Source organism: Ligilactobacillus ubinensis, from assembly GCF_024160875.1.
GTDB lineage: Bacteria > Bacillota > Bacilli > Lactobacillales > Lactobacillaceae > Ligilactobacillus > Ligilactobacillus ubinensis.
Genome location: NZ_JAIULA010000001.1, coordinates 57,696 through 80,133 on the forward strand (window position 1 = coordinate 57,696; position 22,438 = coordinate 80,133).

At 33.4% G+C, this 22,438-nt stretch carries 22 protein-coding genes; 20 read left to right on the top strand and 2 right to left on the bottom strand.

From position 1 onward, the window contains the following. Positions 1–99 precede the first annotated feature (99 nt). Together LB941_RS00290 and LB941_RS00295 are read right to left on the bottom strand one after the other, a co-directional pair. Positions 100–1,254, bottom strand: a complete 1,155-nt coding sequence (locus tag LB941_RS00290) for a Gfo/Idh/MocA family protein (RefSeq protein WP_253358443.1) — start codon at positions 1,252–1,254, stop codon at positions 100–102. After that, positions 1,244–2,197, bottom strand: a complete 954-nt coding sequence (locus tag LB941_RS00295) for a helix-turn-helix domain-containing protein (RefSeq protein WP_253358445.1) — start codon at positions 2,195–2,197, stop codon at positions 1,244–1,246. Before LB941_RS00295 ends, LB941_RS00290 begins: the two co-directional genes overlap by 11 nt. Positions 2,198–2,358: 161 nt before the next feature. Between LB941_RS00295 and LB941_RS00300 the strand changes: the two genes are divergently transcribed. The 20 genes from LB941_RS00300 to LB941_RS00395 all read left to right on the top strand — a co-directional run bounded on the left by LB941_RS00300 (position 2,359) and on the right by LB941_RS00395 (position 22,429). After that, positions 2,359–2,823 carry a hypothetical protein gene (locus LB941_RS00300; RefSeq protein ID WP_253358447.1) on the top strand — a complete coding sequence of 155 codons (465 nt, stop codon included), beginning with the start codon at positions 2,359–2,361 and terminating at the stop codon, positions 2,821–2,823. Between the two features lie 7 nt (positions 2,824–2,830). Further along, positions 2,831–3,805, top strand: a complete 975-nt coding sequence (locus LB941_RS00305; protein WP_253358449.1) for a Gfo/Idh/MocA family protein — start codon at positions 2,831–2,833, stop codon at positions 3,803–3,805. Positions 3,806–3,818: 13 nt separating this feature from the next. Beyond that, positions 3,819–4,685: a sugar phosphate isomerase/epimerase family protein gene (locus LB941_RS00310; protein ID WP_253358451.1), complete on the top strand. Its 867-nt coding sequence runs from the start codon at positions 3,819–3,821 to the stop codon at positions 4,683–4,685. Between the two features lie 19 nt (positions 4,686–4,704). Beyond that, the gene (locus tag LB941_RS00315) at positions 4,705–5,733 is read left to right on the top strand and encodes a Gfo/Idh/MocA family protein (RefSeq protein ID WP_253358453.1); all 1,029 of its coding nucleotides are present in this window, start codon (positions 4,705–4,707) and stop codon (positions 5,731–5,733) included. Positions 5,734–5,844: 111 nt separating this feature from the next. Further along, positions 5,845–6,678, top strand: coding sequence for an MBL fold metallo-hydrolase (locus tag LB941_RS00320; protein ID WP_253358455.1), 834 nt, complete (start codon positions 5,845–5,847; stop codon positions 6,676–6,678). A gap of 16 nt (positions 6,679–6,694) precedes the next feature. After that, positions 6,695–8,008 (top strand): MFS transporter, encoded by a 1,314-nt coding sequence (locus LB941_RS00325; protein WP_253358456.1) that lies wholly within the window; start codon positions 6,695–6,697, stop codon positions 8,006–8,008. 1,266 nt (positions 8,009–9,274) lie between these two features. Beyond that, positions 9,275–10,009, top strand: a complete 735-nt coding sequence (locus LB941_RS00330; RefSeq protein ID WP_253358457.1) for a gamma-glutamyl-gamma-aminobutyrate hydrolase family protein — start codon at positions 9,275–9,277, stop codon at positions 10,007–10,009. A gap of 1 nt (position 10,010) precedes the next feature. Further along, entirely contained in the window at positions 10,011–11,402 is a 1,392-nt protein-coding gene (locus LB941_RS00335) for an APC family permease (RefSeq protein WP_253358458.1), read from the top strand. Beyond that, on the top strand, positions 11,395–11,775 hold the full coding sequence (locus LB941_RS00340) for a RidA family protein (RefSeq protein WP_253358459.1): 381 nt from the start codon (positions 11,395–11,397) through the stop codon (positions 11,773–11,775). Before LB941_RS00335 ends, LB941_RS00340 begins: the two co-directional genes overlap by 8 nt. 1 nt (position 11,776) lies before the next feature. Beyond that, positions 11,777–12,928 carry a trans-sulfuration enzyme family protein gene (locus LB941_RS00345; RefSeq protein ID WP_253358460.1) on the top strand — a complete coding sequence of 384 codons (1,152 nt, stop codon included), beginning with the start codon at positions 11,777–11,779 and terminating at the stop codon, positions 12,926–12,928. A gap of 21 nt (positions 12,929–12,949) precedes the next feature. After that, positions 12,950–13,624: a helix-turn-helix transcriptional regulator gene (locus tag LB941_RS00350; RefSeq protein ID WP_253358461.1), complete on the top strand. Its 675-nt coding sequence runs from the start codon at positions 12,950–12,952 to the stop codon at positions 13,622–13,624. A 135-nt stretch (positions 13,625–13,759) separates the two neighbouring features. Continuing rightward, entirely contained in the window at positions 13,760–14,143 is a 384-nt protein-coding gene (locus LB941_RS00355; protein WP_253358462.1) for a hypothetical protein, read from the top strand. A 188-nt stretch (positions 14,144–14,331) separates the two neighbouring features. Next, positions 14,332–14,799 carry an IS200/IS605 family transposase gene (tnpA, locus tag LB941_RS00360; RefSeq protein ID WP_253358465.1) on the top strand — a complete coding sequence of 156 codons (468 nt, stop codon included), beginning with the start codon at positions 14,332–14,334 and terminating at the stop codon, positions 14,797–14,799. Between the two features lie 487 nt (positions 14,800–15,286). After that, a complete protein-coding gene (ahpC, locus tag LB941_RS00365; RefSeq protein ID WP_253358467.1) occupies positions 15,287–15,850 on the top strand; it encodes an alkyl hydroperoxide reductase subunit C in 564 nt (187 codons plus the stop codon). Positions 15,851–15,862: 12 nt separating this feature from the next. After that, positions 15,863–17,521, top strand: a complete 1,659-nt coding sequence (locus tag LB941_RS00370; protein ID WP_253358469.1) for an FAD-dependent oxidoreductase — start codon at positions 15,863–15,865, stop codon at positions 17,519–17,521. Between the two features lie 295 nt (positions 17,522–17,816). Continuing rightward, positions 17,817–19,547, top strand: coding sequence for a LytS/YhcK type 5TM receptor domain-containing protein (locus LB941_RS00375; protein ID WP_253358471.1), 1,731 nt, complete (start codon positions 17,817–17,819; stop codon positions 19,545–19,547). Beyond that, positions 19,544–20,281 (top strand): LytTR family transcriptional regulator DNA-binding domain-containing protein, encoded by a 738-nt coding sequence (locus tag LB941_RS00380; RefSeq protein ID WP_253358480.1) that lies wholly within the window; start codon positions 19,544–19,546, stop codon positions 20,279–20,281. The genes LB941_RS00375 and LB941_RS00380 overlap by 4 nt, the downstream gene beginning before the upstream one ends. Positions 20,282–20,409: 128 nt before the next feature. After that, entirely contained in the window at positions 20,410–20,868 is a 459-nt protein-coding gene (locus LB941_RS00385) for a CidA/LrgA family protein (protein WP_425270463.1), read from the top strand. 1 nt (position 20,869) lies between these two features. Beyond that, positions 20,870–21,598, top strand: coding sequence for an antiholin-like protein LrgB (gene lrgB / locus LB941_RS00390; RefSeq protein ID WP_253358481.1), 729 nt, complete (start codon positions 20,870–20,872; stop codon positions 21,596–21,598). A 408-nt stretch (positions 21,599–22,006) separates the two neighbouring features. Further along, entirely contained in the window at positions 22,007–22,429 is a 423-nt protein-coding gene (locus tag LB941_RS00395; RefSeq protein WP_253358482.1) for an OsmC family protein, read from the top strand. The last annotated feature ends 9 nt before the right edge of the window (positions 22,430–22,438 follow it).

Genomic DNA, 22,438 nt, shown 5'->3' on the forward strand with positions numbered 1-22,438 from the left:
TTGTTTTTATACTATTTTTTGATATAACTTATTCACGGATTAATAGTGTTTATACCAACAAAAAGGTTGTTTAGGCAAAAGATTCAATGAATAGTTAAACTATAACTTTATAATCGAGTGGGTATCAATTGATTTCTGGGCAGCTAGGGCTAACTTAGCAACAATGGTGCTTGTGGTTAGATTTGATAAAGGCTGTTTACCTGATTTTATTGATTGAATGAAATCTTCCAATTGCTCTTCATCACCAGCTTCCATTTTCAGTTCTAAATGTTTATTTTTATAAATGAACTCATCTCTTCTTACGCGATCATAAATCCTAATTTCGTTGGAACTATCATCAAAACGAAGTTCTCCTTTAGAGCCAAAAATTGTAAATTCACGTTTGTAATATGCATCAAACAGACAAAGCTGATATGATAGTTGAACACCGTTTTTATATTCAACGCCTACTGTTTGATGATCATCTATATCAATTTCATTATTGAAAACACAGCTGTCTGGCCAACTATCTGACCAGCAGATATTTTTTTCGAATTTAAGATTCGCAATACTTTCTTCACATTCTTTACTAATGGAGCAAGTTGAACAGTGGAGGGTATCTGGTACCTCATGACCAAATTTTTTAAGAGCTCCTGCTTTTCCCATGGTAGATAAGTTTCCAAAAGCAAAAACAGAGATTGGATAGGAATCAGCATACCAATTAGCCAAATCAAGTGAGTGCGTTGCTTTTTGTAATAGAATACTTGTTGCTTGTTTTCTGGTCCTGTGCCAGTCGTGGAAGAAAGCATATCCACCATATGGAATATGATCTATAATATTTATCATTAAAACATCACCAATGATACCTTGTGATAAAAACTCCTTAACTTTATTGAAAGAGCGTGCATATCGTAAAACATAACCAATTTCAACAGTATTATTATAATCTTTTAGTTTACTACATAAGTCATCTAAACTATCGTTAGTTATCTCTAGTGGCTTTTCACATAAAATATGTTTCTTTTTTTGGGCTGCTGCTAAAATAATCTCTCGATGGGTGTTATCAGGTGTGGCAATAAATACAGCATCTATTTCAGGATTGTTAACAATGTCATGGTAGTTAGTTGTGTGACTTATACCAGGGAATTTATCAAAATTGTTTTTTTTATAATCGCATACGGCTTCAATGGTGCATTCTTTATGTGACTTAATGATACTTGTTGCGTATTTGAATCCTCTGTTTCCTAAGCCAATAATCCCAAATTTAATGGTCATAATTTTCTCCCCTTAATTGATTGATGGCATTTTCCACCAATGTATTTTCTTCGTTCTCAATTGATTTTGAATATTCACTTGGTGACATTCCTGTACATTGTTTAAATGCATAAGAAAAATGGTGTATTGAATTAAAAGCTAATAAATCAGCAATTTGTGTGAAATTTAAGTTACCTTCTCTGACTAGTCGCTTTGATAACTCTATTTTTAATAATTTGAAATATTGCATTAACCCTATGCCAGTGGTTTGTTTAAATATTTTTTGTAGTTTTGATTTATTCAAAAAAAACTTTTCGGAAAAGTCATCTAAACTCAATTTTTTTTCTAATGAATCAAGCATAAAGTCTATGATTGCTGCAACTTGCTCATCTGAGTAACGCATATTCAATAGATTTTCGTTTGTCTTGTTCTTATTAGAAGAAAAAAATGTACTTAATATCAGTAATAATAATTCCTTTAGTTTAGTATAGATGCTATCAATTTTTAGGTAAGTTTCAATGTTTTGAATATAGTTGCTTGGAACATCAAGATATCCAAAATGATTAAATGTCGTATGAACTAGGTTAAGATAATCTCGAATAATCTGTTGCATTTGTGAAGTCGCTTTAATTTGTACGTTTTCTAATGTGTGTATAATTGGCGAATCAGTTGTAAAGGTCACAACTAAAACATTGGATGCTTGAACACCATTAGAGCCGATTTCATGAAATTCATTTGGTTTATGAAAAATTATTTCTTCTGTATCTAAGATGATTTTTTTACCATTCACATAAACTTCTATAGGGCCGCGGTCTACATAAACCATTTCCCAGAAGTCATGACGTTCACCAGGAAAATGATAGTTTTTCGAAAATTCAAAATAATACGTAGTAATAATCGAGTTTATTTTAAGAACGCTTTCATAATTTTGCTTGATTATCTTTTTATCAAAACTTGTTGGCATATGATTAGTGCTCCTTTTCTATAGTTAAGTTAGAACATTATTACTTGTTAAGCAAGTCTTTTTCTTTTTTTTGTAAGAAACCGTTTCATTTTTATAAATATTAATTTCTCTTTTTAGTATATTCTTTTTTTAAAGAGATAAAAACTCTTTGAAATATGAATATGGGAGGGATTACCATTTTTAAAGAAAAAATAATTCAGCTTTGTCAGCAAAGAGAGATAGACAATATTGATTTTATTCGAATGACTTATTTGTTTCCTGAAGGAACCCCTAACGAAATAGACGAATACTTAAATGCTTTAGTGCAGTCAGCCTTTTCGATTTATCAAACTGTTACAAAAGCACAGGTCGAATTTAAGGATTTAAAAATTCTGAAAAATGAGAAAGCCTCTTTATTGCTAGGAGTGATAGGCAAAGATTGCTTTATAAATTTAAGTGTAGCAACATACTATGGAACGCAAAATCATAACCTACACATAGAAATTAGTAGTAACCAAGGACTAATTGAGTTTGACCCTGAAAATGATAAGGCTTTCACTGGGCCAAATGAATTATTTGATTATTTTGAAGGGACAAAAACAAATAAGTTATGTATGCATGATTTTATTAAGGCAGTAAGGGAGTGATTAGATTTTGAAGATAGGTATTTTGGGTATAGCACATATGCACGTGAACAGTTATGTTGATATTTTAAAAAAACAAGGAGTTAAAATTGTAGGGGTATATGATCATAATGAAGTAGCGGGAAATAACTTTTGTCAGCAAGAAGGATTGGAATTTTATCCATCGCTAGAAGAATTATTAAATCTTGATTTTGATGCAGTCTTGATTTGCTCAGAAAATGTCTATCATAAAGAATTATCTTTGAAAGCTTGTTCGGCAAAAAAACACATTTTAGTTGAAAAACCGATGGCATTGAATTCCAAAGATTGTCTAGAAATGATTGTAGCAGCAAAAAAAGAGAATGTTCAACTAATGGTTGCCCATCCAGTTCGTTTTTCCAAACCGGTAAGGGATTTAAAGAAAATCGTAGATAAAAAAATGTTAGGATGTGTTATTTCAATCAATACATCAAATCATGGGAAAAATCCTGGTGGCTGGTTTATTAATCCAGTTCTTTCAGGAGGTGGTGCATTAATTGACCATACGGTGCATATTTTGGATACTATCAATTATTTATTTGGATTATCGCCAAAATATGTAAGCGCTTTTTATAAAAAAAGCGATCCTTCCTTGCAAGTTGAAGATAGTGGGTTGGTGGGTATTAGTTTTTCGGATGGTGTTATTTTATCTCTAGATACTTCATGGAATCGGCCGAAAAGTTATCCAGTTTGGGGAGATGCTGTTTTAGAAGTTGTTTTCGAAAAGGGTTATGTAATCATTGATGGTTTTGGTAGAAAGATGAAATTTTTTGATAATCAATCAATGGAAATCTCTGAAGTGTTTTATGAAGAAGATATGGATAGTTTAATGATTGACGGATTCATAGAAGCAATTAAAAACAATACAGCTGTTCCAGTGACAGGAGAAGATGGGTTATATACAGTAAAAATCGCTGAAACTGCATTAAAATCAGCGACGCAGCAAAGAACAATTCCAATAAATTAAATGAGGTGTATTTATGAAAAAAGGAATGAACGTTTGGTCGTTGCCAGAAACATTATCGTTAGAACAACAATTTTCTATTACTAAAAAGGCAGGCTTTGATTCAATTGAATTAAATGTCACTGAAGAAAGTCTATCCGCTAGTACTGTGATTACCAGTGATTTAGGATTATCTGAAAAAAAAGATCTTATTTTAAATACTTCACAAGAGCAATTAGATAGGATTAAGTCATTGGCTAAAAGTTATAATCTGACAATCGAAAGTTTATCCACTGCGCTACATTGGCAATATCCTTTAACCTCAAAAAATACTGAAATCCAGAGTAAGGGAATCTTAATAGCCAAAAAAATGATTGACTATTGTGCATTTTTTGGTGGAAAAACGGTTTTGATTGTTCCAGGGATAGTTACCGCAGATCAAGGGTATGATCAATGCTATGCATTAGCTAAGAAAAACATACGGTTATTAGGGGAATATGCAGCAACAAAAAAAATTGAAATAGGTATCGAAAATGTTTGGAACAAGTTTTTACTGTCTCCGTTAGAATTTAGGAATTTTATTGATGAAATTGACAATGAATATGTTGGGGCATATTTTGATATTGGAAATGTTTTACAGTATGGCTATCCAGAACAATGGATTGATATATTGGGCACTAGGATAAAAAAAGTTCACGTCAAAGACTTTAAGACAAGCATCGGAAGCATTCAAGGATTCACTTCTTTGTTACAAGGTGATGTCAATTGGAAAAAGTGTGTGCGCAATCTGAAAAAAATTGGTTATGATGGACCACTTACATGTGAGCTAGAACCATATAAAATAAATGGTGAGCAGTTAGCAGTAGATACAGCAGCAGCACTTGATTATATTATAGATTTATAAAATTGGAGGAAAAATAATTATGTTAAAAGTTGGATTAGTTGGTTTAGGCTTTATGGGAAGCTCTCATTTAAGTGTTTATAAGCAGTTGATGGATGAAGGATACCCAGTTAAATTAGTAGCAATCTGTGATGTAAATGAAGAAAAAAGAACTGGTAAATTAACACAAGGAAATATTGATGTTAGTGATAAGAGTATTGATTTTACAGAATTTTCTTTTTATACAAATATGGAGGAAATGATTGAGAATGAAGAACTTGATTATGTAGATATTTGTTTGCCAACATACTTGCATGCACCATATGCAATTAAAGCTATGGAAAAAGGCTTACATGTATTTTGTGAAAAACCAATGGCTATAAGTACGAAAGCTTGTCAAGAAATGATTGATGCACGAAATAAATATAATCGCTATTTAATGATTGGTCAAACATTAAGATTCTTTCCATCTTACCAATATATTAAAAAAATTATTGATGACAAGACTTATGGCGAGTTAAATGAAGTAGCGCTATTTCGTGGAGGAACTACACCGCTTTGGTCTTGGGATAATTGGTTACTTGATAAAGAACGTTCGGGTGGATGTTTATTAGATCAACATATTCATGATGTAGATACAATCAATTGGTTGCTTGGCACACCTAAAGCTGTCTATACAAATGGGAAAGTATATTTTGATGGTAGTGGCTATGATATGGTATCAACGAATTATATTTTTGATAATAAAGTTGTTAATGCGCAGGATAACTGGACAATTAATAATGATGATTTTGGATTTGAAATGCGTTTTCGTTTTTCTTTTAAGAAAGGTACAATCATTTTAGAAAATGGGAAACTAACAGATTATCCCAATAATAAAAAGAGTTTTGCACCACAAATTGATGAGAGAAGTGGATATTATTTAGAAATCAAGCATTTTGCACAATCTATTTTAGACGATGTAGACCCACAATTAGCTTGTCCTTTGGAAAGTACAATGGAGACAATTCGCATTGCTGAAGCAGAAATTGTATCAGCTGATACTAATAAAATTAATTTTCTAGATAAGTAATTTAATATAGGCATGCAAGTAATGTCTATAATCAAAAAGCTTTTGGCTTATTTAGATTATAAGGGGGTGAAGGTAATCAATCTTTTGAAAAGGGATTGATTATCACAGATTATGAAAATAAAATATTTAGGGACCGGTGCTGCAGAGAGAGTACCAGCAATCTTTTGTAAATGTGCTGTTTGTCAAAACGCATGGGAGAAGCAAGGAAAGGAAATGCGAACCCAGACACAAGTACTGATAAATGATGGGGATTTAATGATTGATTTTCCTGGGGACAGTTATCATCACATGATGAAATATAATCTATCATTTAATGATATTGATTCTTTGCTTCTCACTCACTGGCATTCAGACCATTTATATGCGGAAGATTTAGCTTATCGTATGAGTGACTATGCGCAGAAGCTTACAAATAAACTTGATGTATATGGAAATGAAGCCGTAAAAGACTTCTTTGACCGAGCATTTATATTAGAGCAAGCTACGGATAACGAAAGAATTCAATATCATAAAAGAGCAAGCTATGAAAAATTTCAAATAAAAGATTACCAGATTTATAGTTTGCCAGCGCAACACGGTCACTTTGAAGAAGATTGCTTTATTTATGTTATTCAGCATGAAGGAAAAACACTTCTCTATATGCATGATACAGGATATCCAACAGAGGAAATGTTTAATTACTTGAAATTCAATGAATTCAAATTTGATCTAGTTTCAATGGATTGTACAAGTCAAAAGATGAATGCAGGTAAAAGTCATATGAATATTGAGCAAAATCTTCAATTGATGAATCAGCTAAAAAAACTAGGACTAATAAAAAGAGAAACACTTTTTGTTGCAAATCATTTTTCGCATAATGGAGGAGCCACCTATAAAGAAATTAAAGAAGTTTTTGATAAATATAATGTAATAGTTTCTTATGATGGCATGGAACTTGAGTTTTAAAAAGGGGGGGTAAGTAGTGAATACCAAGGGCAATCTCTTTACAACTTTTAAAAAAATGAAAACGCTACCTTTGACATCTAGGCAGCTTGAAGATTATTTACTCGTAGTGGGTGGAGTAACTACTATTTATTTAGTAATTGGTGTTCGAGATGTACTGTATGAACCATTTAGGTCATTGTTAAGTGTGAGTAATACGCAATTAGGTATTTTATTAAGTGTTTCTGGTTTTGTGCAAATATTTGGATATCTACTTTTTGGTTGGTTGCTTGATTCAGCAAATGTTCGTAAACTATTTACTATTGACTTAATTGGCTATGCATCAACGGGGATATTTTTAGCTTGTTTCCACGGATTACCATTTCCGGTTTTAGTTGGAGCGTTCATCTTATTCGGCTTTTTTGGAGATGCGATTTATTGGCCAGTAGTTCAAAAAGCTATAAAATATTTAGGCGGACAGCATAACCAAGGAAAAGCTTTTAGTATTATGGGGCTTTTTCGTTCGTTAGGTGGAACTGTCGTTACAGCAATCGATGTTTTCATCTTTTCGCTATTTACAAGTGCATTGTTTGGGATTAAAGTAGCTATGATTTTTAATGGGACGATTACAATCCTATTTGCAATTTTAATTTGGTTTAGAATGCCTGATGATTTTATGGCAGATGGAAGATCAGATAAAGAAAAAAAGAAAAAAGCTTCTCTAACATCATTAGTAAAAGTAATGAAAATTCCTATTGTTTGGACGACAGGGATAGCCTCTGCCTGTATTTATGTGACAAGTATCGGAATCACCACGTATTATCTTCCTTTTTTACAACATAATTATCATGTGTCTGCATCAGTTGTTGGTGCAATTGGTGTAGTAAATGGTTTAGCAGGAATGATGATTGGGCCATTATCTGGGATTATTTCAGATAAGTATTTCAAAAGCAGTGCTTCTTGGATGTCTTTGAGTTATGCTGTTTTGATGTTCTTTTTAGCTGGGATAATTATAATGCCTAAAGGAAATGAATACATGTATCTAGGCGTTGCAGGATTATTTTTATCTACAATTGGTTTAATTATGGTAAAGGCAGTTTACTATGCTCCGTTAGGGGAATTCGGAATTGATCATAATATATCTGCTACAGCCATGTCCCTCAGTTCGTTTTTAGGATATAGTCCATCATTTTTTGCTTATCCGTTAATTGGGAAGCTTTTGGATTCATATCCTACACAAAAAGCATATCATATTTTGTTTGTTTGTATGTTAATAACAAGTGGGATAGGGCTTGTCATCAATTTATATAACTCTAGTGTGATAAAAAAAATACGGCAAAAAAATAAAGTATAAATTGTTACTATAATGGAAATGTGAGCGTAAAGTTTTTCGATTAACTAACGGCGTTTTAGAGCATAAACAAATCCGTTAAAGGAAAAATATAATTACTGAATTAGTATGAAACTATTTAGTAGTAAGTAGACGATAAAAGTAATTAAAACATTAGGTGTTTTTGAGCAGTACGCTTTCAATATATAGGATATAGTTCCTCGTAACCGTATGTTTAAGAAATAGAATTCGGTTAGGAGGAACTGTGTTGTCTAAATAAACTTCTTGTTTGAAATGCCCCATTCTTACGATAACAGCTGAAGATTAAGCATAATTTTGATGATAGTTTACTACATTCAATTTAAACTATGGCTAATCAGAATGCTTAGTTTCTCTTTAATTTAAATATCCTACTTTTTTTACAATTTATAGAGTTCATTTTATTAAATGATATGAATAAAAGTTGCTAGAATATTATTTTTTTAAATTATTGCTGGCTTATTTTAGGTGTTCTGTGTGTATTTATCCCTTGAAATGAATGATAAGCCTTTCTACTATGTAACTGTTTAAATATACTTAAAAAGTTACTGAACCTATCATAACAATGTTGACAAAATTAAGATAAGGAAGGTTGTGAAGCAAGTTATAATAAACTATTTAAAAATATAAAGACTAAATCTATTTACAAGGTTTGTGCGGTATTAGTAATAATACGGCTAACAATCCATTTCCTTAAATTATTATTATAATGATAGTATCGTTGATCACTAAATTATATATGCTGAAAAAATAAGTTTAGATATTAGTTTTACAATAAGATAAGTCTTCTTTTTTTGAATTTAAGCTATTTTGGTAAATTAATAATATTAAATTGAAAGTACTTTTTTGGCACTTAAAAGGTAAAAATCCGATTGTCCCTTGTTATTGAGGAAGACAACCGGATTTTTGAATTTTAGCATGAATAATTTGAGTTATTGGTGAAAAATCAAGAAAAGCCCTTAAGTAAAGTATGATATGCCTTTCCTATAAACAAGGCTAAGAGAACTTGACTATGGGTTCTATATAATATATTATAATAGAGTATAATATATTATAAAAATTACAATACTTAAGTATCAATGACTAGTTATTGATGGGCAAAAATGCGGGGACAAATAACTAATCTGTAATTAAAGTAGCAATAGTAAAAAAGATAGCAGTTAGATTTCAAAAAGGGGAAATGTAATCGTTGCCAATTTGATGGCTAGCAATAGTTATGATAATTGTCCCACTGGTTACAAGGTATACATTATGGAAAATAAAATACGTGTTGGTATTTCTTGTGGATTTTTAACAGACTCTGGAGGAATGTTTCCAGGCTATAAACGTGATTATGTTAATGAAGATTACATTACATCGATTATTCAAAACGGTGGCTTACCTATTTTACTACCAATTTTAGATGATGAAGATGATATTAAACAACAAATTGATGGAATTGATGCATTACTATTATCAGGCGGACATGATATCGATCCAGTGAATTACAACGAAGAGCCTACTAACAAACTAGGTGATACTTCATTGAGACGAGATTCCTTCGATTTAGCTTTAATAAAATATGCTCGTCGCAGACAAATACCAATTCTAGGTATTTGTCGTGGTTGCCAAGTCATTAATGTTTTTAAGGGAGGCACTATATATCAAGACTTTGAGTATCGCCCAAAACAAAGCATTCGGCATTGGCAAGATCATAATCCAGCGCAGCCATCTCACAATATTACTTTTGAAAAAAATGGGTTGTTAAATAAAATTACTGGTATGAATACATGGCGGGTTAATTCGTTTCATCATCAAGCAATTAATAAACTTGGTAAAGATTTAAAGATAATTGCACAAGCTAACGATGGTGTAGTGGAAGCCATTGTTGATACTCAATATTCATGCATGATTGGCGTTCAGTTTCATCCAGAAATGTTATCATCAGTTGATGAAAATATGAATAAGTTGTTTAGGTATTTCATTCAACAAGCGGAGGGGAATTAACATGAAAAAAAAATTAGGTTTCTGGTCAATCGTATTGCTGGCTGTCAACTCAATTATTGGATCGGGAATTTTCTTGTCGCCAGGTGCAGTCGTTAAACTTGCTGGGACAAAAACCATTTATATCTATATTATTGCCGCTATTTTTGCCACAGTCTTAGCAATAACTTTTGCGGCGGCAGCTAAATATGTATCACATAGTGGTGCTGCCTATATTTATGCTAAAGCTGGATTTGGAGAAAATATAGGGTTGTATGTTGGTGTAACACGCTATATAGCTTCATGTATTGCGTGGGGGGTTATGGCGACGGCAGTTTCTAAAACAATCTTATTGATATTAAAACGGAATCCAGATAATTTTATGTCGACTACTAGCACCATCGCACTCATTATGCTATTTGTTTTAATCATAAATGTATTAGGACCAGTTTTTTTTAAATTTATAAACAATTTAGCAACGATTTGTAAAATATTAGTCCTTGTAATCTTTATTTTATTTGGTTTGTGGTATGTAATGACTAGTCATGTTAATCTCTTTTCGACAATTGATACTCTGACTGATGCTAACGGTCAAGCTTTAATTGCAAAGAGTAATTCGACGTCTTTAGTGATGGCGCTACTCTCAGCATTTTACGCATTTACAGGATTTGAATCCGTTGCTAGTGGTGCTGATGATATGGATAATCCTGAAAAAAATTTACCCTTGGCAATTCCATTATCTATTGCCATTATTGCTGTTATCTATGTCTGCGTTATTGCTGTATCGATGGTCGCTAATCCGAGTGCCCTAGTTGAATCTAAACAAGTTGTGGCCTTGGTTTCAGTATTTAATCAACCAATAGTTCAAAATTTAATTCTATATGGAGCTTTAATTTCAATGTTAGGTATCAATGTTGCTGCTTCGTTCCATTCACCAAGAATTTTGGAATCAATGGCGATACAAGGTCAATTGCCAAAATTCTTCTGTAAGAGAACTAAAGGTGATGTTCCATTAGTCGCTTTCTTAGTGACTGCTATCATCTCGATTGTTTTACCAATGACTTTTCAATATGATATGACTTCAATTATCGTACTGAGTTCAATATCAAGATTTATTCAATTCTTAGTAGTCCCTGTTTGCGTGATTAAATTTTTCTTTAAAAAAGGTGACACAAGTTTAATTAACCAAGTGACTACAAATAAATATACTGATATTATTGCACCAGTTTTATCGTTAATTATGACTGTTGCTTTACTCATTAAATTTGACTGGAGTGGGCAATTTACTATTTCAAATGGAACTACTACTAATCCGAATTGGTTTGCAATTAGTGCAATGATTGTCGGTTATTTATTTATCCCATTTGCAGTTATCGCTTTTAATTTTAAAAATAAGGAAGGTAAAGAAAATGCTTAAACGATTAACAAGTAAGAAAGCACCTAAAGCAATTGGTGCTTATTCTGCAGCAACACAGGTCAACAACTTAATTTATACATCAGGGCAATTACCAATCAAAGAGGGAGTTATTCCACAGGGAATTATTGAGCAAACAAAAGCATCAATGGATAATATTCAAGGTATATTAACTGATAACGGCTCTTCGGTTGATTATATTGTTAAGACAACTGCATATATTACAGATTTTGCAGATTTTGCAGATTTTGATAAAACTTATCAGGCTTACTTTAAAGAAGGTTTTCCATCTCGAACGGCTGTTTTAGTTTCAAAGTTACCTAAAGATGCTTTAATCGAAATTGAAGTTATTGCAAAAATGAAAGAGGGAAACTAACATGCAAATGAATACCAAATTATTACATGGATACCCCGTTATTGATCCTGCTACAGGAGCATCATCAATTCCTAAGTATCAAGCATCTACATTTAATAGCCCTGCGCTGGGTGTCAATCATGATTATATGTATACCCGTTTTGGTAATCCTACTGTGCATGCGCTAGAGGAAGGAATTGCTAGTTTAGAAAATGCAAAATACGCCTATGCTTTCAGCTCTGGTATGGCTGCTATTTCAACAACATTGATGTTATTAAAACAAAATGAACATATAATATTACCAATTAAAGTGTATGGTGGTACTGGAGAATTTGCACATAGCTTTTTATCACGATATGGAGTTGAAGTTTCATTTGTTGATTTTAGTGATATTAATAAAATTGAACAAGCAATTAAAGACAATACAGCTTTTATTTATTTAGAAACACCGTCAAATCCGTTACTTGATGTCACAGATATTCAAGAAGTGGTTGCCTTGGCTAAAAAGTATAATATTTTAACGATTGCCGATAACACATTTATGACACCGGTATATCAAAAGCCACTTGACTTAGGATGTGATATTGTTATTGAAAGCATGACTAAATTTATTAATGGACATAGTGATGTTATTGCTGGTGCAGTTGCTACTAACAATTCGCAGATTGCTAAAACATTATATGATTTCCAAAAAGAATTTGGCGGTATTTTAGGAGTGGAAGATGCTTGGTTAATCCTTAGAGGAATGAAAACACTTGGTCTTCGAATGTCGCAATCTGTAAAAAATGCGCAAGCAATTGCGGAATTTTTGCAAAAATCAGATAAAGTTAATAAAGTTTATTTTCCAGGCTTAGCTACTAGCAATGATTATGCTATTCAAAACAAACAAGCTAAAAATGGCGGATGTGTTCTTTCGTTTGAATTGAAAAAGTGTGATAAAATTAGCTTAAATAAATTTATTCATGCTTTGAAAATACCGATTTTTGCAGTTAGTCTTGGTGGGGTAGAATCTATTTTGTCACATCCTGCGACAATGTCACATGCTTGCTTATCGCCAGAAGAACGTGAAGCGCAAGGTGTCACTGATGGCTTATTGAGACTTTCTTGTGGTATTGAAGATACAGAAGATTTATTAGAGGATTTAACAAACGCTTTACAAAGTATTGATGACTAATTCACAAACGGAGGTGTGAATATGGTAATTACAGACTACATTCCCTTCTTAAAATTTCTTGCCGAATATCTTGGTGATTCAACTGAAATTATCCTTCATGAGATAGAGAATAACAATGGAACTTACACATCATCTATTAAATATATCGGTAACAATCTTTCCAATCGTAGTCTAAATTCGCCAAGTACTGATTTTATACTGAAAATAATTCATGGGAAGATATATGTAGACAATGATTATATGACAAATTATAAAAGCAAAGCGATGAATGGATCTATTTTAAATGCAACTAGCTTTTTTATTAAAGATGATAATAATCAATTGATTGGTATGATATGTTTAAACCATGACAACACTAAAGAGCAGGAAGTTAAAGCAGCCAGTATTAATTTAGCAAAACTACTCAATCCAACCATGACAATTGACCAAAATCAGATTCTTAATGATGTAAGCACATCAGAAAATTTATATATTCATGATGAAGATGCTATTGCGCAAGCTACTCTCGAAATAGCAGGGAGTCTTAAGCAACCTAAAAAATTATCAAAAGATCAAAAATTGATGATTGTCAAACGATTATATAATGGTCATTATTTTGATCTGAGAGATTCGATTGTCAAAGTTGCTGATTATTTTGGTATGGCACAAGTCAGTATTTACAAATATATTCAAATAATTAAAAAGGATAACGAATAGCCGTGATGTAGTACAAGAATTGAGCTAGATAATTACATTTGTAATATTTTGGTAAAGATTAAGAAATATAAATGAAATATTAGTGCAAAATATATATACTTATTCTTGGTTATTAACCAGGGGGAGGATATCTATATGAAAAAAGTATTAAATTTAGTATTATTAGCTTTTCTAACATGTTCAATGGCAATGGTTCCAGTTTCTGTATCTGCAAAAACGACGGTATCAGCTAAAAAAGGACAAATAAAAACGACGTATAAGTTGATATCTAGCGATTTTTATAAGAAAGCTAAGATATATCATACTAAAAAAACTAAAGTGCCAGTTTATACAGCATTAATTTCAGCGGATCGGCCTAAAGTAACACTTACAAAAGCAAGTACTTTGAAGGCTAAAACTAATTATAGCTTTACCAAAGAAATTAAAGTGAAGATTAGTAACCATAAGCAGCAAACATATATGTATGCTAAAGGACACGGCTGGGTTGTTAAAACAAGCTTGGTTTCTGGTAAATATTAACATTTTTAACGCGGTATCACCTTTAATAAAACTAACTTCTCATGAAATTAGTTTTATCTTAATTAATACATGCGAATAAACCACAAGTTTTACTTGTGGGGGTGAAAAAAGCTTTAGCGTAAAAAACTCCCTTTCGATATAATAATTTCGGCTACCACCCAAAACTATATCGAAAGGGAGTTTTTATCTTGCCACAAGATGGTAATAGCTTATCACATACAAGATGGAATTGTAAGTATCACATTGTTTTTACACCAAAATATCGACGGAAAAATATTTATGGTGAGTTAAAGAAAGCTATTGGTCGAATTCTACATCGATTGTGTGAATTAAAAGATGTTGAAATTATAGAGGCTCATGCAATGCCAGACCATATTTATATGTTAGTGCGTATTCCACCTAAGATGAGTGTTTCAAGTTTTATGGGATACTTGAAAGGTGGAAGCGCTGTTATTATTCATGAGAGACATGCACATTTAAAATATAGCTATGGTAAACGAAGCTTTTGGGCGCGTGGCTATTATGTTAGTACAGTTGGTTTAAATCAAAAAACAATTCAAAAATATATTCGAGAGCAAGAAGCAGAGGATCAACTCAATGATAATATTAGCAAAAGAGAGTATATAGATCCATTTAAAAGATCAAATATAAAGTAAATAAACGAGTTAGCGGTTGGTAGTGTTTTGAGGGACTAATTGCGTTGGCCCAAGCCCTTCTAGGACTATAAAAAATGGTGGATGCTTACTAGTCAACTATAAGTATTATCAATTGAACACCCCGGTGACATGGGGAAATAGTTAAACTTACGGCTCAAAGGTGATATTCATCAAATGCATTTTGACTGCTTTACACTAACCAGCAGCTCCTTAACGTTTAATATTGATGTCATCACTTGCCAATGATAAAAACTTTTCAAACAGCGATTGTCGGTTGCCAACATGATTAGCTAATTATTTGGCAAAAGGGTAATACGATTTATCAGTTGCAAACACATACGCCACAAACAGTTTTGAAAATGGTAGTTAGCATAAAATAAAATTTTCATTAAATATACATTAGCTATTTACATTGTGCACAATTGATTCTATAATAGGCGGTGGAATTAGAAAAATTCTAAATCACTATTAAAGGAAGGGTGCTCTTATGAACTTTATCAATCAAAAGTTAACCGACTTTAAGGTTAATGCTTATCAACAAGGTGAAACACATCCCGTAACTTTACAAGACGTTTTAGGTAAATGGTCGGTTTTCTTCTTTTATCCAGCCGACTTTTCATTTGTTTGTCCAACTGAATTAGGTGATCTGCAAGATCATTATGCTGAATTTAAACAAGCAAATGCGGAAGTTTATTCAGTTTCGGAAGACACTGAATTTGTTCACAAAGCTTGGGCTGAAGCAACCGATACGATTGGCAAGGTTCAGTACCCAATGTTAGCTGATCCAGCAGGAAAGTTGGCACGGTTCTTTGGCGTTTTGGATGAAGAAGCTGGTCAAGCGTTTCGCGGTGTGTTTATCGTTGATCCAGAGGGACAAGTTAAATCTTATACAATCAATGATATGGGGATTGGTCGAGATGCCGGTGAAATTTTACGAACTTTACAAGCAGCTCAATTTGTCGAAAAGCATGGCGATAAAGTTTGTCCTGCTCATTGGCATCCGGGTGACGACACAATTACTCCAAGCTTAGATTTGGTTGGCAAAATTTAAGAGGACTTGATGATGGCAGATAAAGAAATTTACGATACTGTGATTATCGGTGCTGGGCCAGCTGGATTAAGCGCAGCAATTTATGCGGGTCGAGCAACGATGGACACCTTAGTGATTGAGGCGAATCAAGTGGGCGGTCAAGTAACGACTACTTCGGTAGTTTGGAACTATCCAGCAGTCGAAAAGATTGATGGCACGGCTCTCATGAATCAGATGCAGCAGCAAGCTGCCAATTTTGGTGTTCAAATTGTCCATGATCAAATTACTGATTATGAATTAGAAGGTGATTTGAAAGTTTTGCATGGTAGGCATGATTATTATGCACGTAGTGTGATTATTGCCGCTGGTGCTAAACCGCGAGAACTTAGCTTCCCTGGAGAGCAACAATTTCGTGGACATGGGATAGCATTTTGTTCAACTTGTGATGGTGAATTATTTACGGGCCTGCAAGTTTTTGTGATTGGCGGCGGATATGCTGCTGCTGAAGAAGCTGATTATCTAACACGTTATGCTAAACATGTAACGGTGATTTCACGTGAAGCAGAGTTTACTTGTGCCCCCCTAACTGCGGCCCGTGCTTTAAATAATCCCAAGATAGATGTTAAATTTAATACGGAGATTGTTCGAGTTACTGGGAAAGATTATTTGGAAACAGCTGTTTTTAAAAATAATCAAACTGGAAAAGAGTTTTCTTACCAACCTGATTCAAGTGAACAGACATTTGGTATTTTTATTTATATCGGTACCCAACCAGCAACAGCTAAGTTGACTAAAATATTAAACCATGATGAACATGGTTATTTAAAAGCTGATGCTGCTTTGGCAACTAATTTGCCAGGTGTCTTTGCTGCTGGTGATATTGTTGTTAAACCATTGCGGCAGATTGTTACTGCAGCTAGTGATGGAGCAGTTGCGGCAACTAGTGCAGAGCATTATGTAACAGCGCTTAAACAACGGCTACAGATTCCGATTGAAAGAAAGCAAAAATCGGCAACTAAACCAGTTGGACAAACAACCAGATTGGCGGAAAAATCAACCGCAATAGTTCATCAAGGATCTTGGTTTGATGCTAAGTTGCAGCAGCAATTAAAATCAATTTTTGAAAGATTAAGTCAAAAGGTTACTTTGCAGGTTTTGAGTGATAGTAGTCAGAAGAGTCAAGAATTGCAAAGCTTTGTTAAAGAGTTCTGTGATTTAGATCGGCACTTGGACTATCAAGTTCGAACTGCTACGGGTGAAGAAAACTTTTTACCTCTGCTGGAGCTGTTAGACCAGCAACAAAATGCGACTGGTATTCGTTTTGCAGGTATTCCAACTGGCCATGAACTGAATTCGTTGGTATTGGCAGTTTATAATTTAGCTGGACCCGGGCAAGAATTAGCTCCGGAACTTATTGAACGGATTAAAGCTTTGCCTGTGACAAAGATAAAAATCGGGGTAGCTTTAACTTGTCATTTTTGTCCTGATGTAGTATCAACTTGTCAGCATATGGCAGCTATTAATCCAAATGTTTCGGCAGAAATGCTTGATTTACAGCTTTTCCCTGAACTTCGGCAAGCAAAACACATTATGAGTGTTCCAGCAACCATGATTAACGATCGGCCAGTAATTTTTGGCAGTCAAACTGCTGAACAGTTAGTAGCTGCTTGTGAATCAGCGACGGTTAAGTAATTAGTATTTTGGAAAAGCGATTTGATACTGAAGTTTGGCAGTATCAAATCGCTTTTTTGCTGATAGGTTTGTTAGTTTTTTTCAGCCTCTTTTTATTTGCTGATTATTAGTATCTATACCTGTGATTGCTAAAAATGAAATCAGTTTTTAGTATGAATCGACCTCCTAGAATTAGCTTTTAGGGGTTATTTTAGTATAAATAATTGTGATCTAGTCGCTTTTTGAAATTTAGTAGGAATAAAAAGTAGTATAATATTTTTAAAATCTAATGTTTAATTTAGGATAGGTGAGTAATTTGCTTTTATTATTCTTACTACTTTTACAAAGACTAGGAATTATTTTAGTCTTAGCATTTTTACTTGTAAATAACCATTTTTTTCGCCAGATTATCCAAGAACGCTCTCGTCGTTCACAAGTGATTTTAATTTTGATTTTTGGTGTTTTTGTAGTGATTGCTAATTTAACTGGAGTCGAGATTACCAATACGCAAGCTCTTGTAGAAAAACCTATTTTAACAGGTATTTCACATACAGATTCATTAGCAAACACAAGAACGCTAGTTATTACATCGGCAAGTTTAGTTGGTGGCCCAATGGTTGGTGCGGTTGTTGGCTTGATTGGTGGTATTCATCGCTATATTCAAGGTGGCTTTTCAAGTTCTTTTTATATTGTTAGTTCAGCTATTGTAGGCTGGATTATTGGTAAAGCGGGGGATTGTTTAAAGGGTTCACAGTTGTATCCAAGTGAAATGCAAGTGGCTTCTTTAGGTGTTTGTGCTGAGCTAATACAGATGGTATTTATTGGTATTTTTAGCGGCTGGGACTTAGTCAAGCTGATATTTATTCCCATGACGTTATTGAATAGTGTTGGAGCAACAATCTTTTTGATGATTTTAAAGACATATTTATCTAATGAACAGCAATTGCGCGCGGTGCAGACGCGTGATGTGCTTGAGTTAACGAATGAAACATTGCCATATTTGCGGCAAGGATTAAATCAAGCTTCAGCAAGACATGTGTGTGAAATCATAAAGAGCCATACAAATTTTGATGCAGTTGGGTTAACTGATCGAGTTAATGTTTTGGCTCATGTTGGTGCAGGGCAAAATCATCACATTGCTGGTCAACCGGTAAAAACCGATTTATCCAAGAATGCAATTGCAAAAGGTATGACTCAGATAGCATATTCGAAACAAGAAATACGCTGTCCAGATGATGCATGTCCGTTGTGTTCTGCAATCGTAATTCCACTAAAGATTAATAGTAAAACAATTGGTGCGTTAAAAATGTATTTTGTAGATACCGAAAAATTAACGGTTGTCGAAAAAAATCTAGCGGAAGGATTAGCACAGATTTTTTCAGGTCAGTTGGCAATTGGAATTGCGGAAGAAAAAACTAAATTAGCCAATGATGCTGAAATAAAAGCCTTACAAGCTCAAATTAATCCGCATTTCTTTTTCAATGCGATTAATACTATTAGTGCATTGATGCGTTTTGATGTCGAAAAGGCGAGAACAGCGCTATTTCAATTAAGCACATTTTTTAGAACTAGTTTACAGGGTGGTCAGGAAAAGGAAATATCTTTAAAACAGGAAAAAAGTCATGTAGATGCATACATAGGCTTAGAACAACTCCGCTTTCCGGATAAATATCAATTAAAGTATGATGTTCATGTTTCTGAGAATGTTTTATTGCCGCCATTTTTTTTACAAATTCTAGTCGAAAATGCGGTTCGTCATGCATTTAAAGAACGAAAAAAAGCTAATTGTATTAATGTAACAATTAAGCCTAAAACAGATACATTTATTGTCCAAGTTTCTGATAATGGAATAGGCATCAAGCCTGAGATATTACCACGATTGGGCGAAAGTATGATTAAAGAAACAACCGGAACAGGGACAGCGCTAGTGAATTTGAATAATCGGCTAACAGTATTGTATGGCAGTCGAAGTCGGTTACATTTTGAGAGCAGTTCAAGCGGAACAAAAGTCTGGGCTGAATTGCCAATAAGAGGTGAAAATGTATGAATATTCTAATTGTTGATGATGAGGCCTTAGCGCGAGAAGAGCTGAAATATTTAGTTAAACAAAGTCTAAGTATTAAGGATAAGGCTATTTTTTTAGCTGAGGATGTCCATGAAGCACAAGATATTTTGTTAAAAAAGAAAATAGATTTGATTTTTTTGGATATCTCTTTAAATGACGAAAATGGTTTTGATTTAGCTGACGAGTTAAACCAGTTAGCGCATCCACCGTTAGTGATTTTTGCGACAGCGTATGATGAATATGCTGTCCAAGCTTTTGAGATTGATGCAGTTGATTATATTTTGAAGCCTTTTGAACAAGGTCGAATCGACAAAGCATTGGCTAAAGTTGCTAAACTAATAGCAGTTCCTAAAAAACACGAAGAAGTTGGGCAAACAGAACATAAAACAAATGAGTTTATAACAATTAATCTTGTTGATCGTGGAATTGTTTTAAAAAAGTCAGATATTGTAGCAGGGACAATAGAACAAGGAGAGTTAACATTAACAACACTCCAACACGAATATAAGTTAAAAAATACGTTAGCGTGGTTAAAGAGTCGCTTGACAGATGAAAGATTTATTCAAATTCATCGAAATACTATGGTTAATTTGATGCAAATCAAAGAAGTACAGCCATGGTTTAATCATACAGCACTAGTGATTATGACGACGGGGTTAAAATTTCCAGTAGGTCGTTCATATTTAAAAAAGTTAAATATGAAATTGGGCTTGTAACCGTTTCATTAACCCTTGAGATTTTGCATTTCAAGGGTTAATTTTTGTATTTCAGAAGCAATCCGCACTCTTTTTGCACAATAAGCTGTAAGCTAAAAATGTAAAAGATACAGAAAGGATTGATTAAGATGAATAACGACAAACAAAAAACTAAAGCAGCTCCTATTTTGGCTCAAATGGCTATTTACGCAAGTATCTTATTTGTTTCAAATGTAATTTCAAGTTTAATGCCAAGTTCATTTCCAGTACCAACCCCTGTTATAGGATTAATTCTATTGTATATGCTATTAAATTTTAAAATTATAAAATTAGCGTGGGTAGATTCACTAGGAACTTTTCTAATTAGTTTGATTGGCTTTTTGTTTGTTCCGTCAGGAATTTCATTAGCCGCAAACCTTAATATTATGGCAACAGAAGGAATTCAATTAGTAATTGTCATTGCTTTATCAACAATTATCATGTTGGTTGTCACGGCTTATACTGCAAGAACGATCATAGCCTTTAAAAAGCATCTGCAAGAGACACGTAACAAAACAAGGAATACAAAAGTACAGGTTACAGTGTCACATGCGAAGGGTGGTAATTAAAATGACTGCGGCTATATACACTCCAATTTTTGGAATAGGACTATCACTAGTATTGTATCTTTTAGGACAATGGATTTTTAAAAAAAGTAAAGGATTATTTATTTTTCAACCCTTGTTTTTCGCAATGGTTTTTGGTATTTTAGCATTAGTAATCCTAGCTAGACTTTTTAAGACGGATACGGCTACTTTCTATACTAAAGCTTACAAACCAGGTGGTGATATCATTTTTTGGTTTTTAAATCCAGCGACGATTGCATTTGCTATTCCTTTGTATAAGAAAAATGATGTTTTTAAAAAATATTGGAAAGAGATATTTTTAAGCCTAATTATTGGAATGATTGTTTCTTTAGGAGCAATTGTAGTTGTATCTAAAGCGGTAGGGTTAAATAAAGTAGGTATTGCTTCAATGCTTTCTCAAGCAGCAACAACCGCAATTGCATTGCCAATTTCAACGGCAATTGGTGGTAATTCAGCAGTTACTGCGATGGCATGCATTTTGAATGCAGTTATTATTTATGCACTGGGTAAAAAATTAGTTAATTGGTTCCATCTAAATGACACTCCGATAGGTGCAGGTCTTGGATTAGGAACAGCAGGGCATACCGTTGGTTCTGCATTTGCATTAGAATTAGGTTCTGTTCAAGGAGCGATGGCAGCTGTCGCGGTAGTTGTTATTGGGTTAGTAGTCGATATAGTAGTTCCAATTTTTGCTCATATGATTGGAATATAGTTACAGTGGTGACATAAAAGAGAAGAAAGATTGAGTTGAAAGACTTGAGAAAACAATTATATGTTAGCTCAAGTCTTTTTGTAGTATTAATATAGATATAATGTGAAGGTATCCCCAAAACAGAGCGTATCTAAAAAAGGTAATAACAAATTCTAGGCTAAATTAATATTTAATGCTATAATAATACTATTATTTAGTAAGAAAAGAGGGTGCTAAAATGAATCAGGGAAGTACGCAAAAAATGATGATGTCATGTTCATGTTGTGCGATGTGCAACATGCCTTTTTGTGCTTTGGTTCTAAAAATTGACACCCATTTAAAATGAAGACTAAACTAAGTTGAAATTTATTAGAGGGATCAGTTTTTAGATAAACTGGTCTCTTTTATTTTTTGCAAAGGAGAATTATTATGGGAAAATATGTTGTTAATTCTAGTTTAAGGAACATTGGTTATCAAGTTGGTACACAAGCAGGAGTTCATCGCTATATAATGGATGAACCTACGTCTTCTTTAGGAACAGATGCTGGGCCTAATCCAGTTCAATATTTAATTGGGGCAGTTAATGGATGTTTAGCAATTACAGCGCGTGCTGTTGCGAGAAAGCATAAAATTAAGCTGGAAAAATTTGAGATACGCTCAATTGGAAACGTAGCTAAGTATGCTGATGGAACTTCAGCTGTTGATGAGATTACAGTTAACGTAACCTTTAAGGCAGACATTAGTGGTACGGACAAAGAGGAATTCATTAATGAAACACTAGCTAAATGTACGGTGCATAAGACACTAGAGGCAGGCGTTAAGTTTACATTTAATTTTGAACAGGAAGAATAGAAACGGGGA

Excerpts from the sequence above, each read along its gene's own strand:
- LB941_RS00290 (WP_253358443.1), bottom strand. The coding sequence starts at position 1,254 with ATGACCATTAAATTTGGGATTATTGGCTTAGGAAACAGAGGATTCAAA.
- LB941_RS00295 (WP_253358445.1), bottom strand. The coding sequence starts at position 2,197 with ATGCCAACAAGTTTTGATAAAAAGATAATCAAGCAAAATTATGAAAGC.
- LB941_RS00300 (WP_253358447.1), top strand. The coding sequence starts at position 2,359 with ATGGGAGGGATTACCATTTTTAAAGAAAAAATAATTCAGCTTTGTCAG.
- LB941_RS00310 (WP_253358451.1), top strand. The coding sequence starts at position 3,819 with ATGAAAAAAGGAATGAACGTTTGGTCGTTGCCAGAAACATTATCGTTA.
- LB941_RS00315 (WP_253358453.1), top strand. The coding sequence starts at position 4,705 with ATGTTAAAAGTTGGATTAGTTGGTTTAGGCTTTATGGGAAGCTCTCAT.
- LB941_RS00320 (WP_253358455.1), top strand. The coding sequence starts at position 5,845 with ATGAAAATAAAATATTTAGGGACCGGTGCTGCAGAGAGAGTACCAGCA.
- LB941_RS00330 (WP_253358457.1), top strand. The coding sequence starts at position 9,275 with ATGGAAAATAAAATACGTGTTGGTATTTCTTGTGGATTTTTAACAGAC.
- LB941_RS00335 (WP_253358458.1), top strand. The coding sequence starts at position 10,011 with ATGAAAAAAAAATTAGGTTTCTGGTCAATCGTATTGCTGGCTGTCAAC.
- LB941_RS00340 (WP_253358459.1), top strand. The coding sequence starts at position 11,395 with ATGCTTAAACGATTAACAAGTAAGAAAGCACCTAAAGCAATTGGTGCT.
- LB941_RS00345 (WP_253358460.1), top strand. The coding sequence starts at position 11,777 with ATGCAAATGAATACCAAATTATTACATGGATACCCCGTTATTGATCCT.
- LB941_RS00350 (WP_253358461.1), top strand. The coding sequence starts at position 12,950 with ATGGTAATTACAGACTACATTCCCTTCTTAAAATTTCTTGCCGAATAT.
- LB941_RS00355 (WP_253358462.1), top strand. The coding sequence starts at position 13,760 with ATGAAAAAAGTATTAAATTTAGTATTATTAGCTTTTCTAACATGTTCA.
- ahpC (WP_253358467.1), top strand. The coding sequence starts at position 15,287 with ATGAACTTTATCAATCAAAAGTTAACCGACTTTAAGGTTAATGCTTAT.
- LB941_RS00370 (WP_253358469.1), top strand. The coding sequence starts at position 15,863 with ATGGCAGATAAAGAAATTTACGATACTGTGATTATCGGTGCTGGGCCA.
- LB941_RS00380 (WP_253358480.1), top strand. The coding sequence starts at position 19,544 with ATGAATATTCTAATTGTTGATGATGAGGCCTTAGCGCGAGAAGAGCTG.
- LB941_RS00385 (WP_425270463.1), top strand. The coding sequence starts at position 20,410 with ATGAATAACGACAAACAAAAAACTAAAGCAGCTCCTATTTTGGCTCAA.
- lrgB (WP_253358481.1), top strand. The coding sequence starts at position 20,870 with ATGACTGCGGCTATATACACTCCAATTTTTGGAATAGGACTATCACTA.
- LB941_RS00395 (WP_253358482.1), top strand. The coding sequence starts at position 22,007 with ATGGGAAAATATGTTGTTAATTCTAGTTTAAGGAACATTGGTTATCAA.